The organism is Marinobacter nanhaiticus D15-8W, from assembly GCF_036511935.1.
Lineage (GTDB): Bacteria > Pseudomonadota > Gammaproteobacteria > Pseudomonadales > Oleiphilaceae > Marinobacter_A > Marinobacter_A nanhaiticus.
The window spans coordinates 4,471,036-4,487,073 of sequence record NZ_AP028878.1 but is presented as its reverse complement, the minus strand read 5'-3'; the positions used below and the strand labels follow the sequence as shown (position 1 = coordinate 4,487,073).

12 protein-coding genes are annotated in these 16,038 nt (G+C 52.6%); 7 read left to right on the top strand and 5 right to left on the bottom strand.

The window, feature by feature from the left end; genetic code table 11:
* Nucleotides 1-15 precede the first annotated feature (15 nt).
* The 5 genes from RE428_RS20080 (at nucleotide 16) to RE428_RS20060 (ending at nucleotide 5,409) form a co-directional block, all read left to right on the top strand.
* Nucleotides 16-978, top strand: coding sequence for a DUF932 domain-containing protein (locus tag RE428_RS20080; protein ID WP_004580387.1), 963 nt, complete (start codon nucleotides 16-18; stop codon nucleotides 976-978).
* Between the two features lie 86 nt (nucleotides 979-1,064).
* Nucleotides 1,065-2,066 (top strand): YqaJ viral recombinase family nuclease, encoded by a 1,002-nt coding sequence (locus RE428_RS20075; protein WP_205624595.1) that lies wholly within the window; start codon nucleotides 1,065-1,067, stop codon nucleotides 2,064-2,066.
* Nucleotides 2,067-2,129: 63 nt separating this feature from the next.
* Nucleotides 2,130-3,020, top strand: coding sequence for a recombination directionality factor (locus RE428_RS20070; RefSeq protein ID WP_004580389.1), 891 nt, complete (start codon nucleotides 2,130-2,132; stop codon nucleotides 3,018-3,020).
* 317 nt (nucleotides 3,021-3,337) lie between these two features.
* Nucleotides 3,338-3,904, top strand: a complete 567-nt coding sequence (locus RE428_RS20065) for a hypothetical protein (RefSeq protein ID WP_004580390.1) — start codon at nucleotides 3,338-3,340, stop codon at nucleotides 3,902-3,904.
* Nucleotides 3,901-5,409, top strand: a complete 1,509-nt coding sequence (locus RE428_RS20060; RefSeq protein WP_115840231.1) for a retron St85 family RNA-directed DNA polymerase — start codon at nucleotides 3,901-3,903, stop codon at nucleotides 5,407-5,409. Before RE428_RS20065 ends, RE428_RS20060 begins: the two co-directional genes overlap by 4 nt.
* Nucleotides 5,410-5,808: 399 nt before the next feature.
* Here the strand turns inward: RE428_RS20060 and RE428_RS20055 are convergent, their stop codons facing one another.
* Both RE428_RS20055 and RE428_RS20050 read right to left on the bottom strand, forming a co-directional pair.
* Nucleotides 5,809-6,507, bottom strand: coding sequence for a M48 family metallopeptidase (locus RE428_RS20055; protein WP_004580392.1), 699 nt, complete (start codon nucleotides 6,505-6,507; stop codon nucleotides 5,809-5,811).
* Complete coding sequence (locus tag RE428_RS20050) at nucleotides 6,504-9,836, bottom strand: type I restriction endonuclease subunit R (protein WP_004580393.1); 3,333 nt, start codon at nucleotides 9,834-9,836, stop codon at nucleotides 6,504-6,506. Before RE428_RS20050 ends, RE428_RS20055 begins: the two co-directional genes overlap by 4 nt.
* Before the next feature lie 157 nt (nucleotides 9,837-9,993).
* Between RE428_RS20050 and RE428_RS20045 the strand changes: the two genes are divergently transcribed.
* Entirely contained in the window at nucleotides 9,994-11,166 is a 1,173-nt protein-coding gene (locus RE428_RS20045; RefSeq protein ID WP_004580394.1) for an XRE family transcriptional regulator, read from the top strand.
* Nucleotides 11,153-11,638 carry a DUF4411 family protein gene (locus tag RE428_RS20040; RefSeq protein ID WP_004580395.1) on the top strand — a complete coding sequence of 162 codons (486 nt, stop codon included), beginning with the start codon at nucleotides 11,153-11,155 and terminating at the stop codon, nucleotides 11,636-11,638. The genes RE428_RS20045 and RE428_RS20040 overlap by 14 nt, the downstream gene beginning before the upstream one ends.
* Nucleotides 11,639-11,676: 38 nt before the next feature.
* Here RE428_RS20040 and RE428_RS20035 read toward each other — a convergent pair whose 3' ends face one another.
* From RE428_RS20035 to RE428_RS20025, 3 genes are all read right to left on the bottom strand, one after another.
* The gene (locus tag RE428_RS20035) at nucleotides 11,677-12,129 is read right to left on the bottom strand and encodes a macro domain-containing protein (RefSeq protein WP_040883158.1); all 453 of its coding nucleotides are present in this window, start codon (nucleotides 12,127-12,129) and stop codon (nucleotides 11,677-11,679) included.
* Nucleotides 12,130-12,239: 110 nt separating this feature from the next.
* Nucleotides 12,240-13,532 (bottom strand): restriction endonuclease subunit S, encoded by a 1,293-nt coding sequence (locus RE428_RS20030; protein WP_004580397.1) that lies wholly within the window; start codon nucleotides 13,530-13,532, stop codon nucleotides 12,240-12,242.
* Complete coding sequence (locus RE428_RS20025; protein WP_004580398.1) at nucleotides 13,525-15,930, bottom strand: type I restriction-modification system subunit M; 2,406 nt, start codon at nucleotides 15,928-15,930, stop codon at nucleotides 13,525-13,527. The genes RE428_RS20030 and RE428_RS20025 overlap by 8 nt, the downstream gene beginning before the upstream one ends.
* Nucleotides 15,931-16,038: the final 108 nt, after the last annotated feature.

The window sequence follows — 16,038 nt, the reverse complement described above, 5'->3', positions numbered from 1 at the left end:
CAAAGGAGAACAACCATGGCTCATCTCATCGAGCAAATGGCCTACGTTGGCCAAACCCCCTGGCATGGTCTGGGGAATGAGCTGACTTCCAATCAACCCCTGGAGGTCTGGGCAAAGCAGGCTGGTCTGGACTGGCAGATCCAGGAAAGCCCGGTTCGCTACGTAACTAATTCCGGTGGCGCCCTTGGCGAGAATCTGTCATATCCGGATTCCAAGGTGCTTTACCGCTCGGATACGAGAGCACCGCTGTCGGTCGTCGGTAATCGCTTCAAAGTGGTCCAGCCCGAGGAGATCCTGGAGTTCTATCGGGATCTGACCGAAGTGTCTGGTTTTGAGCTGGAAACAGCCGGTGTCCTTAAAGGTGGCCGCAAGATGTGGGCTCTGGCCCGCACCGGCCAGTCGGGCATGCTCAAGGGCAACGATCAATCCAATGCCTACGTGCTGTTGGCCACCGCTTGCGACGGAACGATGGCTACGACTGCCCAGTTCACCAGCATCCGTGTGGTGTGCAACAACACCCTCGCGGTCGCCCTAAAAGGCTCCACTGCTAACGCCGTCAAGGTGAAGCACAACACGGCCTTCGATGCTGACCTGGTGAAGAAACAACTGGGCATCTCGGTATCCGCCTGGGATGACTTTATGTACCGCCTGAAGACTCTGAGTGAGCGAAAGGTGAAGACCACAGAGGCCAGGAACTACTTCCTGAAGGTATTCACCGATGACTCCGGAAGTGGTGTTGGCAAAACCAACGAGCGGTCTATGGCCAAAGCACTGTCCCTCTATGAAGGCGAGGGCATGGGGGCCACGTTGGCGTCATCGGATGGCACTGCCTACGGGTTGCTGAATGCAGTGACGGAATTCATTGATCACCAACGCCGCGCGAAAACCGTGGACCATCGACTGGATTCCGCCTGGTTCGGAACCGGTGCCGCTGTTAAGAACCGTGCATTAGAGCAGGCCATGTCACTTGTGGACTGAGCCAACCATAACAATCTCAAAACCGCCATAAAGCCCGCCGGAGCCTGATGCTCTGGCGGGCTTTTTTATGTCTGGAGGAAAACACCATGAGAATCAGTGCAAACACAATTCAGAAACAACGACCGGCATTGCGCCTGGTCTCCACCAAGGGCCTCAGCCGGGATGAATGGCTGAAAGTGCGCAAGCAGGGCATTGGCAGTAGTGATGCCGCTGCAGCCGTCGGCATGAACCCTTACCAGTCCCAACTCGAACTATGGATGGTGAAAACTGGCAGAGATGCTGGCCTACCCAAACCGGATTCGGACGATCCCGCTTCTCCGGTCTACTGGGGCCATATCCTGGAACCGATTGTAGCTGAGCAGTACAGCCAACAGACCGGCCGAAAGGTGCGCAGGGTGAATGCAGTATTGCAGCATCCAGATCCGGAGAAACACTGGATGTTGGCCAACCTGGATTACTCGGTGGTAGCTGATGACGACGTGCAGATCCTAGAGTGCAAAACAGCAGGGGAGTTCGGGTCACGTCTCTGGAAAGAGGGTGTGCCGGACTATATCCAGTGCCAGGTGCAGCACCAGTTGGCTGTCACCGGCAAACAGGCGGCGGACGTGTGCGTTCTGCTGTGTGGCCAGGAGTTGAAGATCTATCGCATTGAACGGAATGAAGAGCTCATCGACGCGCTGTACGTGTTGGAGCGCCAGTTCTGGGACTTCGTAGAAACGGACACACCACCACTGGTCGATGGAACCGATTCTGCTGAATGTGCCTTGCGCCACCTGTACCCAGTGGACAGAGGGGAGACCCTGGACTTCAGCCAAAGCAAGGAGTTGTCGGATGCGTTCGATGAGCTACTGGCAATCCGCAAGGAAATGGAAGCCCTCAGCTCTACCGAATCCCACCTGAAACAGCGAATCGAGAGCCAGATGGGCGAAGCCTCAAAGGCAACCTTTCCAAGTGGCAGCGTGAGTTGGAAACGCAGCAAGGATTCCGTTGGTCTCAACGTGAAACAGCTGCTGAAGGATCAGCCAGAGCTTCTGGAGCAGTACCCACTCACAAAGCCGGGAAGTCGGCGATTCCTCATCCAAGCATAAAAACCCCATTGGCCACGCGGGTGTGAAGAGTGCCCCGTGGTCCTTTTTCGAAGGAGAGTCATCATGATTAAAGGTTTAGCCATCACGCCTCCCGTGTTGGGGCGTATCAGCATCGGCCGGGTTGTTGAAAAGAATGGCATCCGGCTACCGCAGAAAGACGATCAATTTACCATCACCTCCCAGATCCAGGAGAAGGACACCGGGTGGGTCTTGCATCCGTTAGACGCGGAGTTAAGAAAAGAAGCTACAAACGGAAAATTGCGGACCATCCCGGTTCGCATGTTGTTCAACGAAGCGGACCTCAACCTGCGGGCTGAATACACCATGTTCGACCGCAAAAGCGGGCGGCCTATGTGTGTAGGCAATGGCGACACCTGTAAGCGTCTGACGCAGTCAGGAGTGCAGTCTTTGTCATGCCCGGGGCCAACACTCTGCGAGTTCGGCAAAGGTGGCCTGTGCAAGCCCTATGGCCGCCTGAACGTCAAGGTCGGTGACGACGATGATCTCGGCACCTTCATCTTCCGCACGACCGGTTACAACAGCATCCGGACCCTTACGGCCAGGCTGAGCTACTACCAGGCAGTCTCTGGTGGTCTATTGGCGTACATGCCGTTGGAATTGAAACTGAGAGGGAAAAGCACGACACAGAGCCATCGAGCGCCGATCTACTATGTGGATCTGGTGGTCAAGGAGGGGTTGTCACTGCAGGAAGCTGTGGCTGAAGCACGGGAAAGGTCGAGGCAGTTGAAAGAGGAGGGGGTTGACCAGACTGCGTTGGATGCGGCTGCAGCGAAGGGGTTCGGTAATGCGCTGTTTGAATACGATGAGGATGAGTTGGGCCAGGTGGTTGAAGAGTTTTATCCCTCAACAAGGGGTGAATGTTTGTCTGGCAATACCTCAATCGCTTTGAAGCTTAGAGAAGACCTGAGTCCCGCTAAGTCAGTCTCTGTGTAGCATGTGCCGGATGGCCAGGAATTGGCCATCCGGCAGGATTTAGCGTATACCCATTTTTTGGCAAAGCGTTGGCTTGGCAGCAGTGCACATCGTGGTTAAGCTTTCTTGAGAAATAGCTGTTGTCGAACACGCTACGCTGGCGCTCTGGTGCGTCGCACATCCAAGTTGATATGCGGCACAGCACAAATGTCTGTTTTCGAGAAAAAACGAACACGAATTTAAGTAAGCTGATCCCAGACTTCCGCAGTTGCAGATTTTAGACGGCATTGTGGCAGTGGCAGCCAGTTTAGAATAATTGAGTGATTTAGGACTAACTCGTGAGTGAAAAAAATAAATTAAAAAAATCAGTTGAAATATTTTCAAAAGACCTTGAAGAGGTATTTGAGAATCGGAAGTTTGTTGTCTTTCTTTGTGGGCCTACTTTAGACATTGCTGATAAGAATAATGCAGCTGCTTTGAGAAAGCGCCTAAAAGAAGAGTTAGAGGCAGAAGACTTTGATGTGGTTTTGGGTGAAGATGATGGCCTTGAGGCGTTACGTAAAAAGTTTTCAGGCATGGCCCACGAGAATGAGCTCCAATTTATTCAGGCACACGGAAATGCCGTCGTTTTAATTGCATCTAGTGTTGGGTCTTTTTGTGAGTTGGGGTTGTTTTCGCATCAGCATGTACATGCAAATGCTAGGAAGACTGACTTCATATTGATAATGGATGAAAAATTTAAAGACGATGTTTCTTATATGAATGAGGGTCCAGCAAAAGCGATTAATACTTTTGGAAAACTTATGCATTGTGACTTTTCAGATTTTGATACGTCAGCATTGATTGATCGATTAAAAACTAGGCGCCATGTGTGGTTTACAAGCGGTACTGGAGCCTTCACGTGAGCATCCAGTTCAATGATCAGTTGCTTTTATGGGGGCTGGGTGTATTACAGCCAGCGGCGCCTCAAGAGGTCTTGTCATTTTTAAAATTGGTATACCCAACCGTAGAGCAATGGCCCGATGAATTATATCTGAATGATCGTTTTTTTCATTGGGAGGAGTTGGGATATATTGTTGTTTTAAATAAGAAATATTCGATGTATTCGCTAACTGCATTGGCGAATATGCGGATGGACGTAAAGCTTCGAAGGCAGAGAGATAAGGCCAGGATTAGCTTGTTACGTGCGGCGTACGATGCTAACGTAAGTAGGCCGGGTGTAATGGATCAAGATTTGGATGGCGCTTCGCCATCTTCAGAAATTAGTTCAACATTACAAGAGGGCTCGCGACCAGTAGGTTCTGGTTCGAAGCCTTCGCGGACGGAGCCGACTCGTCTTCGAACCAGAACCTACTGGTCGCGGGTCTCAGAGCAACTTAGTGTTCAGGTTGGCCTTGATTTCCATTCACCCGGCATTCCTTCCTTCCAATATCGCTATTGTTCCTTCCCAACGTTAAAAGCAGTGCATCAAGCAAGTTTGGGTGAGTCCTCTGAAAACGATATGTCGATTAGCGAACTTGGTTTGGCGATTGGAGTATCCCCTCGTTTACTTACCTCATTCCTTCATAAGCCTGAAAATCACTATAGACATTTCAGTTTACCGAAGAAGGGCGGAGGTGAGCGTGATATTGCTGCTCCCAGATTTTTTCTTAAAACGATTCAGTATTGGATTAAGTCGTATGTTCTATGCCACTTGAAAGTTCACAATACATGTCATGCCTATACAAGTGGTAAATCAATCAATACAAATGCAAAGCCGCACGTTGGTAAGGCTTATGTGGCGAACGTAGATATCGAAAACTTTTTTGGCAACATAACCAAAGAGCATGTTTTTAGAATTCTTGAAAAGAATGGTGTCGGTCGTAAATTGGCAACAGCAGTATCAGGTATTGTCACCCTCAATAGAGTTGTTCCGCAGGGAGCGCCCACTAGTCCTGTTATTTCTAATGCCGTTCTATACGAATTTGATAAGGCGATGTCTAAAATTTCTGTGGATAAGGGTTTGGATTACAGTCGATATGCTGATGATATTACTTTTAGTGGTGAATCAAGGTCTGATATAGAATATATTGTCTCTAAATGTCGAGAGTTATTGTCGGCTGAAGGCTTTAACCTTAAGGATAAAAAAAGCCGTGTAGCTAGCAAATATGCTAGTCAGCGTGTAACCGGGTTAGTGGTCAATGAGAAAGTTCAGCCGCCAAGAGAGTATCGCCGAAAGCTTCGTGCTATTTTCAATAATGCTTTGATAAATCCACAAGAGTATGTGGATAGACTAGATGAGCTCTATGGTTATTTTGGTTACCTATCATCCTTTGACGGTGCAAGAAACGCCAGGCAGATTCGTAAAGACAGGATTGCGATCTATAGAGTTTCGAGGCTTGCTCGAATAAAAAAATCTAAAGATGAATAAGAGTTTTTGGTTGTTATACTATCGGTGCTGATTTCTGCTATATGAGGGTATTGGATAGAATTTAATAGTGAAAAGATCTTTGCGACAGTTTGATTAGTTAAATGTCCGCCATTGGACGGACGCGCACAATAGCGGATAGTAGCTGAATGCAAGGGTGATACAGCAATCGCATGTTGGTAGGCTGGCTTTCCTATCGCCTGAAACCAGCCAAAAATGTGGGTGTTGCGGTTGTAGAAAAATCTCAAGATTCCCATCCCGGCTTGGCAGGGTCAGACAAATGGACAAGGGGTTGTTGGCATGCTTCTTTTAAACACTAAGACCGCAGCGAGAACACTGTGTATGGTTTTAATTATCTACCAGTAACAGCGCCAGTTGGTTGTTGTCGTTCAGATTCAGGATTTACTCGACCCCTTCCACCTCTATCCCATTCTTAGCCAACCAGTCCTTCCTCCGCTCGTAATCCGGCATAACCCTCTCCACCCGCTTCCAAAACTGAGGAGTATGATGTGGTTCGTGCAGGTGCGTCAGCTCATGCACCACCACATACTCCACGATTTCACGCGGTAACAGGATCGTCTTCCAGTTGAAGTAAAGGCGGTTACCCCTGCCGCAGGAACCCCAGCGATAACCCAGGTCCTGAATTTTCACGCCAGCTGGTTCAACGCCCATGCGTGCAGCCAGGGCCTGAACTTTTTCGTTCAGGTAAATCTGTGCTTTGTTGCTATACCAGTGGATGAAGTGCCGTTTCGCCTCGGTTTGTAGATCTCTTCGCAGGCAGAACCGCCCAGCTATTAGTTTGAGGGGCGTTTGCTGATCATCCACCAGCTTTAGCCGGTAGCTTCGGCCTAGGTACAGGAAGCCCTCGCCATTCACATATTCTTTGCGGGGCTGGGGCTTAAGTAGCTCTGCTTTCTCGGCCAGTTTCTGGTAGATCCAGAATTTTTTTTCCTGAACAAAGTCTCTGAGCAGGTCCTCTTCAATGCCTTTAGGCGCGGCAAGCACCAGCTCGCCCTCACGATCGACGATGATCTCCAGTGTTTTGCGCCGGTTGCTTTGGCGCACCTCGAAGGTCAGGTCATCCACCTGCAGTTCTGTCACGGGTTCACCAGCTTGCTGTGGTTCGCTTTGGCCAGATCAATCAATTTGTCCAGCAGTGCATCCAGTTGATTGACTGGGAAAAGGTCCAGCTCGAACAACTCTTCAAACAGTCGGCCTCGTAGGCGCTCCTGGTCTGGCAGGTGGGAAGGCTTCCAGAAGTCCGGGATGCGCAGTTCTTCTGTGATTATCTGAACCGTGGATACGGTGGCTTGCTCCAGGTTCTCCTGCTCATCCGAGGTAAGTGCTTCGTCGCTATCCTGCTTGATCTCGGCCATCACTCTCAGGAAGGGGAGGTGGTTCGGTGGAAGGGCTGAGGGTGTCTCGTCATCCGTTGTTTCATCTTCCTGCAATTGCCTGATCAAGGCTGATAGTGCATCTACCTGCTCCTGCCAGAGCCCGTCCATCTGCTCCAGGATGTCCTTCAGGCGTTCACTGAGCTTGGTGTATTTCACTGGGTCTTCGTCCAGGTGCTTTCTGACATGGGAGCGAACTGCGTGCTCCATCTCGGACGCCTTGGCCCGGTCACTGACCTGCCGATTTATATGCTGGTCAAAGTCAGTGTCAGTCAATTGCACCGGCGGTATCTTCGGGTTGATGCCCAGCGAGATCATGTAGTCGTCAATCAGTTTGCGGACCTTACTGCCAACGTCTTTGCCCAATTCCGGGCTGTCTTTGTATCGGTTTCGAGCCAGTGCGTGAATATGGGCCAGTTGCTTGGCGTCATTCACGAATTCCAGTGCTTCCGGGCGGGGCAGGACGTCATCCAGTGTTCGGCTAAACTCTTTTAGCTTAACGATGAACTCTGCTCGCAGCCGTTCGTCACCTAGCGCTGTAACGGCTTCCTCCGTATCCGTTAGGCTATCGATGCCCTGTTTTCTCAGCACATCCACAACCCGAAGGTGGCGATCCCGTAGCAGCGGAATTTCGTCTTTCAGGCTCTGGAGTGCGCCCTCAATATCTTCATCGCTATAGGCAGCCAGAGCTTCTTTGAGGTGGTTTGCAACTCCATAGTAATCCACCACAATCCCGCAGCGTTTCCCGAACCCTGTGCGGTTTACTCGGGCAACGGCTTGCAGCAATTCTGCTTCACGAATCGGGCGGTCGAGATACATCACACCTGCAATGGGTGCGTCAAAACCAGTTAGCAGCATGGACTTCACGATCAGGAAGCTGAGTGGGTCGGCTTTCTCCGGATCTTTGTGAAAAAGGGGCTTTTTGAATCGTTTGATGTTCTGCTCAATTGCGGACCGGTCACTCCACTGTGCCCAGCCGCTGTCATCGTTGTTACTGCTGCTGAATACCACAGCAAACTCCAATTGCTGTAGTAACTCGCGATATTGCCAAGCCTTGATGGCTGCTTTGATTCTGGGTGGCCGGGAAATCAGTTCGGTCTCACCGATGTTCTTGTCTTCCGGAGGTAGCGCCATAGCCTCCTCAAGCAGCTTCGTCCGGGACTGTTTAAGCGCTTCAAGGTAGCGTATGGCGGCTCTTCGGCTATAGGCTACCAGCTGGGCTTTGAAACCATTGGGCAGGATGTTGGTGACGTAGTGACGCAGGATGTCCGCTGCCTTTTCCTCGATCAGGCGGGGTGCCTCAAAAATCTGGCCCTTGGTGGCGTATTTCTTTTTTATGAGTTCCAGTTCGTCCTTGGTGCGTTCCTTGAACAGGTCCTCGAATAGGTCATCCAGGTTGGCACCCTCTTTCACTGCACCCTCTGCCGTTCGCCCCTCGTAAAGAATTGGTACAGTGGCACCATCGTTCTCCGCTTCCTTTATGGTGTAGCGGTCGATGTAGTCGCCGAAGATCTCACTGGTCTGTTTTTTCTTGCCCATGATAATTGGGGTGCCCGTAAACCCGATTCGGGCAGCATTAGGTACCGCCTGCAAAAGGTTCGCATGCAGGTCCCCGGCCTGGGTGCGGTGAGCTTCGTCGATCATCACCAGAATGTCCGGGCTTTCATTGATCAGACCAAGGGGGCGAGAGGGAATGGGTTTCGCCGGTTTGCGCTCGGGGTTGTCTGCAGCATCCCGTCGATCAGTTTCCAGGCCGCGTGGGGGCTTGGGTGAAGGATAAGCAGGAGAGGCCGATTCATGTTCCCGGTATTTCTGGATGGTCCCAAAAATAAGCCCGGGTCCTGGCTGTCCCAGCAACAACTTGAGTTTGCCCGTGTTGCTGGCGACTTTGACGGTCTCGCCCGTGAGCTCCGCAGTATCCGACAGCTGATCCTGCAGATCCTTCCGATCTGTTATCACGACGACTTTGAAACGGCGAAGCTCCGGATCGGTTCTGAGCTTGAGCACCAGGAATACCATGGTCAGGCTTTTGCCGCTGCCCTGGGTGTGCCCGATGATTCCGCCACGGCGGTCGTGTTCGCCGTCTTCGGCTCGGGTTTTACCGGTTTTCAGGCGCTGAACGGCTCGTGTGACCGCCCGATACTGCTGATACCGGCACACCAGCTTGATGGTCTGGCCGCCCATGGTCATAAAGAGTGTGAAGTGGCGGACAATATCCAACAGGTTGGCGGGAGGCAGCATGCCCGCAATCAATCGCTGCTGTGACGAAAGCGATTGGACTCCTAGAGCGTCTGTAACGTCCGCTTCGGATCGTGGCGCCACGGTTTTCCAGTTCAGGTAATGGTTAAACCCGGCACCAATGGTTCCCACCCGGGCATCATCGAAGTTGGAGGCCACCATAAACTGGTTAGTAGAGAACAGGGCAGGGGCACCTTCATGTTGCTCAACCTCAAGATCCAGATGGCGCTGATCGTAGTATCGGCGTAGCTGATCCACGGCGTCCGAAAGGCCCTCAGGAACAGTGCGGCTTTTGCACTCGATGACCACCAGAGGAATGCCGTTCACGAACAGAACAAGATCGGGAATGACGTGACCTTTCCAGCCGTCATGGCCCGGTGGGCATTTTACCTTGAACTGATTCACCACGGTGAAGGTATTGTTCTCAGGGTTGGTCCAGTCGATAAAGTGGATGGTTTGCCCCCTGCCACCATCCCAACCTGACAATCCCTCTACTGTGATGCCGCCATGGAGCAGTCCGGTTGTCAGTTTGTTGGCTTCCATTACTTTGCTGGCGGGAAGTCGGGTAATGGCGGAGACGGCCTGATCGAGCCGCCTTTCGTCTAGCCAGGGTTTGCCATTTCGGGTGTTGATCGCCAGTAGCCGGTCACGAAGCAACGGCTCCATGATGACCTGGGCGAAGGTTTCACGATGGGTGACGGATGGGGAATCCAGGGAGCCCTCGATGTAATCCCAGCCCTCTTGCTCCAGTTGTTGAATAAAGGGGAGCTCAACTTCGGTGAATTCCGGGCCAGGCATTACTGCTCCTGCGTGTCAGTCCATTAACGTTGGATTAATTCAACCATTGTAGGGCAGTTTGGCCTGGGTCGCATTTTTCCCGGGCGGTCCGATACTTGGCGGAGTAATACCGCCCCCATTATTCCGGCCGCCGCTGATAACTTACGGATCTCCTGCTATGATTCGCGCTATGGACAAGATCAAGGGTGTTAACCCGTCTCGAATTCTTTGGTGCTGTGATGACCTGGGTGTTTCTGTTGAGGAACTGGCCCAAGAGACAGGTATTGCCTTAGCTACCCTTGAAAAGGCACTTGAGGGAAAAGAAGCCCTTTCTGTGAAACAGTTGCAGAAGCTAGCTATACACTTCAATCGGGGTTTGCTGTTTTTCCTCGAGGAAGGTCCTGTCAGCGAGGGGCGTGTTCATTCCGTACAGTTCCGGACGCTGAATAACCAGAAGCCTCAACTGAGCCGCCGTTTCCGTACGTTGGTTGAACGAACCGAGCGGCAGCGCCTGACTTACTTGAGCCTCCGCGAAGATTTGGGGGAGCCAGTTGAGCCAGGATGGTATCCGGAAGACTTAGCTATGAATGCTCCGCAACCGGAGCAGGCAGCGCAGTTAGCCCGCACCTGGCTCGGGCTCCAGCCGGGGCAGAGTTTTGCCGATATGCGCGCAGCTGTGGAGGCCAAGAACATCTTGGTCTTCCTGAGTAATGGCTACGCTGGGCAATGGCAGATTCCCAAGGAAAGTCCCATCCGGGGGTTTTCTCTGTATTTCGACAGCTTTCCAGTCATCTTCATCAAGAAGCAGCAATCCGAAGGTGCCCAAGCCTTCACCATGATGCATGAACTGGGTCATTTGCTGCTGCACCGCGAGAGCTTTGTCGACGACGAGGACGATTTCCATAGCCACAGCGCCAACGAAGTCGCAGCAAATTGGTTCGCAGGTAACCTACTTGTGCCTGAAAGGTTTCTGGAGAAGCTGGACCTAAAGAGCTTCCCAGGCGACGACGTAACGGCCTATGACCGATTCCTGGAAGATGATGCTCGGCGCTGGTGTGTCAGCCCGGAAGTCATTTTGCGCAGGATGATGGACTCTGGCTTGCTCCCACAGGAAGATTACCAGGCTTACCGCAGGTGGAAGCAATCCCTGCCTGTGATTGAGCGACAGAGCAGCGGCGGTTCCCGCTACCGCTTCAAGGAGCCGGTGAGAGTTTTTGGGAAAAGCTATGTAGGCACTGTGCTGGACGCTCTGCATGAGCAGCGCATCACCCTGGCCCGGGCCAGCTCCTACCTGGATAACCTGAAAATTGCGGATCTGCGTCAGTTGGAAGATACGCATGCCGCTATTTGACGCGTCGTCGATTATTCATGCCTGGGACAACTACCCACCGGAGTTGTTTCCGCCTTTGTGGGACTGGTTGGGGCAAGAAATCGCAGACGGAAATCTCGCCATCCCGGGTGTTGCACTGGAGGAAGTTGGAAAGAAGGCTCCGGAATGTGCTGCATGGCTGAAAGGCAACGACATAACGGTGTTCCCCTTGACCTCCGAAGTGCTGGTGGAATCGTTGCGGATAAAGCATTTGCTTGGCATCGAGGAGGACCAGTATCACACCAAGGGTGTTGGTGAGAACGACATCTTCATCATTGCCACTGCGAGCGTTAATGGCTTGACGCTCATATCTGACGAAGGGCGCCAGTTTGGTAAGCCCGATATCCTCGCCAAGTACAAGATCCCAGCGGTCTGTGAGCTGGGGGATGTAGGGGTAACTTGTATCAACTTCCTGCAGCTTATCCGTAACAGCGGCGCTGTGTTTAAGAGTTAGCGCAGTTGATGATGAATGCCCAAGATGGCGGCCCAACGCTATAAGGGCTCAAAGACCATTATCCGGGTGCCAGCAAGGCCAGCAAGCGCATATTCAATTCGTGGTTTGACCAGTTCCCACTCCAGCCCGCCAAGGCCGCACCCAAGTGGTGGTATTGCAACGGATGGGATCTGTCTCTCGGCAAGCACTTTTCTGAGATCTGCCAGCCCCTGGCTTATCCATTCCAGCTTCGATGGATCGCGCCAGTGCTGCTTGGTTGGAAAGTTGATAATCCAGCGCGGCCCAAGCAGCGTTTGTTGCTCGGTTATAAACATCTGGCCAGTCCTGACATGGCCTGATTGGCAGGCTTGCGCATAGGCACGGAAATTTTCCGGGAATGTGTTTTTGAATGCCAAGGCAAGCCCCTTGCCCATGACACCCTGAGTATTAACCGGATTCACCAGTGACTCTACGTCGGCCTCCAGCAGATTTCCTCGGCAATACTCAATCATGAACTGCATCTCAAAGTAGGTGCCATTTGCAGATCAGGCGGCTTTTGACGGCTTCTTATTCCAAACCAAGCTCCACTGAAAGCCCGATAGCTGGACCTTGTCGAAGATGGTCATACTGAACCCTTGAGTAGGGAAGCGACGCGCGTGCGGCCGGTAAGCAGGTCATCCATAAGTCCGGACTTCTGAGCCCGCAGCTTCGCCAAACTCGCACTTTCCGATTCTAAGCGGCTGGAGCTACGTTGAAGTATGCTCAGGATACGAGCCTGCTCTTCAATATCCGGAACCGCTATTCTCAGACTCCTTGCGTCTTTTAGTGTGACTTTGGGTCTGGTCACCCCTGCAGTGATTCCTCGTACTTGAGACTTTACTGCTTCCGAGTTTACACAGTGGTGAGCCCACTCAGGTGCCACGTCGGACTTCAAGCGAAGGCGCACAATGTCTGCTGTGATTATCCCTGCCGGTTCACGTTTTGGGTATACAGCAGAAATGCAAGGCGGTAAGCCCATTTTTGTCAGAAGTAAATCATCGGCTGTTACTTCGTGAGCTGAAAGGGCCTGCGCTTTTCTTGGGCTGACGAACACTTGGCTCACGCGATCGTATTGTGCACCTGCGATGTCCCTCACGAAAACTACAGGCACCCCCTCACTTTGGTAATCAGAGGCTACCAGATCGCTACCGAATGGGCCGATTACTGATGAAATTGAGGAATCTCCAAGAGTTGAAATATCCCACTCCTTCGGTGTCAACCCCAAAACCGACTCCTTATAAAGCTCCGGCGCCTGTTCCGGCGTGGGGCGAAGCTCGCCGTTCTGGTCGATGCCTCGGGTGAGTAAATCGTGGAGCAGGCCTTCCTTGATTTTTTCCAGCTTGGCGATCACGGTCTCGGTTTTCTGGATTTGGGTGTCCAGGGTATCGAGGACCTCAGTAATTACTGCTTGTTCAGCAAGCGAGGGGACATCGATCCGAAATGACAATAGCTCTCTGGGGCCATACCTTTTGTGGCTGTTTGTTGATCCGATTGCTACGCGATCAAGCCTATTGGCAAATTGTTTGTGACTAAAGAAATGACGCCAAAACGACAGATGAATCGAATTTTTCGTCGGTTCCAGGCAAACGAATTCTGTCGAGGCACAATGGTTTTGATCCTCTGGGATATTTGCTACGGCTGACACGCGTGGTTTTCTCGGGTTCAATTTAGAGACCAGAACGCAAGGAACCTTCAGTGTTGTTTTATTGCTCTCAATAAAGGCGCCTGGCTCGACCACAGGGCCCCCACACTCATCCCAAGCTGGAAGGCTGTGGTGATAAAAAAGGCTTTTGGGGAATGTGTTTGGCAGAATACCTGCGGTGTTGATTCGAAATATGTCACCAATTGCCTGCTCGCTCCAATCCAAATCAGGCATATCCTAACCCCTTCAAGAACCCTTGGAGCTCTCTGGCTGCGGCATTTCGCTCCGTCTCAATATCTACCAGCGTCACCCAGTACTTGTCCCACCAGGTCTCAAAAGCAGCAATCACTCCCTGCCTCTGTTGCCGAATGTAGGTATCCAGTATTCCTAGAATGTCGTTATGCAAAATCGTCAGCATTAGTTCAGCGGCACTGGCTTCATCCAGTGCATCCACCGCTTCATTCAGCTGCGCCTCAAAGCTGGCCTGCTTGGCTTTCAAGGTCTTAGTGGCCTTGGTGCGCTCGGCCTTCCAGGTTTTGATATCTGCCTCGGTGGGCGCGTCTTCATCCGGCTCGGCATCATCGTCTTCCTCTGGCTGGGCGGTGGCGGTTTTGATGCGGGCATCCAATTCAGCTTTGCGGCCCTGCAGGTCTTCCAGTTCGGCCACATAATCCGTCAGCAGAAAGGTCACCAGTTTGTGGTCCAGGGGGTTGGATTTGTTTTGGTCGTCTTCCAGCAAAGTGATGATGCTGGTGCGCCAGGCGTCCACCACACCTAGCACGCCACGGGCCTGAAGGGTGCGGAATTCATTTTTGTTCTGGTCCCAGAAACCGGCAATGATGCCGCGCACGGCGAATCTGTCCAGCATGCCAATGGGGTCAAGGGCGTCAGTGAAGGTGCCAATCAGTTCTTCCCGCAGGGCGCTTAGTTGCTGGCCGTTGCCGGAGAGCTGGGCAATGTGGGTGCCCCGCTGCTGCCACCAGCTTTCGAAAGTATCCTTGAGCCGGGCTTCTTTGTGCCGGATACCTTCGTTTTGTTCGATAGCCGGTTTAATGCTGCCCTTGTCGGTGAGGTTTTCCCGGAAATCCACGTAATCCTCTTCGCCCTTCTTGGTCACGAGCAGATCCATGGGGTCCAGGCCCTGGCCATCAAACAGCGATTGTTTGGCCTGAACCTCTTTCAGGGGAATGCCCCCCACCAAGTGTGCCCGAACATCCTGGGGTTCCGGTGGCGGGGCGTTGTCCGCATAGCGGCGGATATTCAGGTTGTAATCGTTTTCCCGCAATTCATCCAGGCTGACAATGCTCGAAAAGCTGTCAGCCTCGGCAAAGGCCTCGTAAGTGCTGACGATTTTTTCGATGTGCTCTGGAAGCAGGTGGTTCTGGGCGCGGCCTTCGTAGTATTCCCTGTCGGCGTTGATGAACAGTACCTTGCCTTTGCGTTCCGGTGCTTTGGCGCCTTTGTTGCGTAGCACCAGGATGCAGGCCGGAATGCCTGTACCGTAGAACAGGTTGGGTGCCAGGCCGATTATGGCTTCCACCAGGTCGTTCTCTAGCAGTCCGGCACGGATGCGTTTTTCATCACCACCTCGGAATAGCACACCGTGGGGCATAACGGTGGCCAGCATACCGTCGGACTTCAGGCTGGCGACCATATGTTGCAGGAACATTAGGTCGGCTTTCTTGGCGCCTTCCGGTACCTGGCCATACTGGAATCGTTCCGGGAACTGTGTGCTCGGCGAGAAACCGATGGAGAAGGGCGGATTGGTGAGAATGCGGTCGAAATGCATCAGCTCGCCGCCTTCAACGTGCTGGGGGTCCGTCAGGGTGTCGTCATTGAGTAGGCTGGCATTCGAAATGCCATGAAGAAGCATGTTCATCTTGGCGATGGCCCAGACGGAGCCGGAGGCCTCCTGCCCGAACAGGGATAGGCGTTTGGGGTCGCCGCCCTGTTCCTCGAGATATTCCTTCGCAAGTATTAGCATTCCGCCCGAACCACAGCAGGGATCGTATACGCTTTGGTCTTCTTGTGGATTGGCTAGTCGGACCATCATCCGGACTACAGAGCGAGGTGTGTAGAACTCGCCACCTTTTTTGCCTGCGGAATCCGCGAAATCGCTAATCAAATATTCATAAGCTGCACCCAGCAAGTCCGGGAACTCGAAGTCCTCAGTGCGAAGGCGATACTGACTGAAGTGGACGATCAGATCCCGCAGTTTCTTGTCCGGAAGGGTGGAGGAACCCACCTTGCGGGTGAAGTCGATATGCTCCAATACGCCCGCCAGGCTGGCGTTGTGTTCCTCAAGCCCAGCCAACGCTTTGTTCAGATAGTTGCCCACGCCGTGGTGGGCGTCGTTCATCAGGAAGTCCCAGCGGGACTGTTTGGGCACGTAGAACGTCGACTTGAACCAGTTTTCGTTGTCAACGATGGCTTCTGCCTCAATTTGGCCCTTGCCTTTGGCCAGCTGGTTCGCGACCACCTCCTGGTAGCGCTGCTCGAAGACATCGGAGCAGCGTTTCAGGAACAGCATGCCGAAGATGTACTCCTTGAATTCAGAGGCGTCCATCTTGCCCCGCAGAATGTCGGCAGCTTTGAACAGGTGGCGTTCGAGTTGTTCGAGCGTTAATGCCATGGGTACTTCCGTTTGGTGTTGCTGGAAAACGCTATTCGACAAGGACGACAGGGAGCGTCGGAGGGTGTCGCGAATGTCACGTTTGGTCGGGGTGATATTGCCCGCTCA

Excerpts from the sequence above, each read along its gene's own strand:
- RE428_RS20030 (WP_004580397.1), bottom strand. The coding sequence starts at position 13,532 with ATGCCTGATTTGGATTGGAGCGAGCAGGCAATTGGTGACATATTTCGA.
- RE428_RS20040 (WP_004580395.1), top strand. The coding sequence starts at position 11,153 with ATGCCGCTATTTGACGCGTCGTCGATTATTCATGCCTGGGACAACTAC.
- RE428_RS20075 (WP_205624595.1), top strand. The coding sequence starts at position 1,065 with ATGAGAATCAGTGCAAACACAATTCAGAAACAACGACCGGCATTGCGC.
- RE428_RS20070 (WP_004580389.1), top strand. The coding sequence starts at position 2,130 with ATGATTAAAGGTTTAGCCATCACGCCTCCCGTGTTGGGGCGTATCAGC.
- RE428_RS20035 (WP_040883158.1), bottom strand. The coding sequence starts at position 12,129 with ATGATTGAGTATTGCCGAGGAAATCTGCTGGAGGCCGACGTAGAGTCA.
- RE428_RS20025 (WP_004580398.1), bottom strand. The coding sequence starts at position 15,930 with ATGGCATTAACGCTCGAACAACTCGAACGCCACCTGTTCAAAGCTGCC.
- RE428_RS20045 (WP_004580394.1), top strand. The coding sequence starts at position 9,994 with ATGATTCGCGCTATGGACAAGATCAAGGGTGTTAACCCGTCTCGAATT.
- RE428_RS20080 (WP_004580387.1), top strand. The coding sequence starts at position 16 with ATGGCTCATCTCATCGAGCAAATGGCCTACGTTGGCCAAACCCCCTGG.
- RE428_RS20050 (WP_004580393.1), bottom strand. The coding sequence starts at position 9,836 with ATGCCTGGCCCGGAATTCACCGAAGTTGAGCTCCCCTTTATTCAACAA.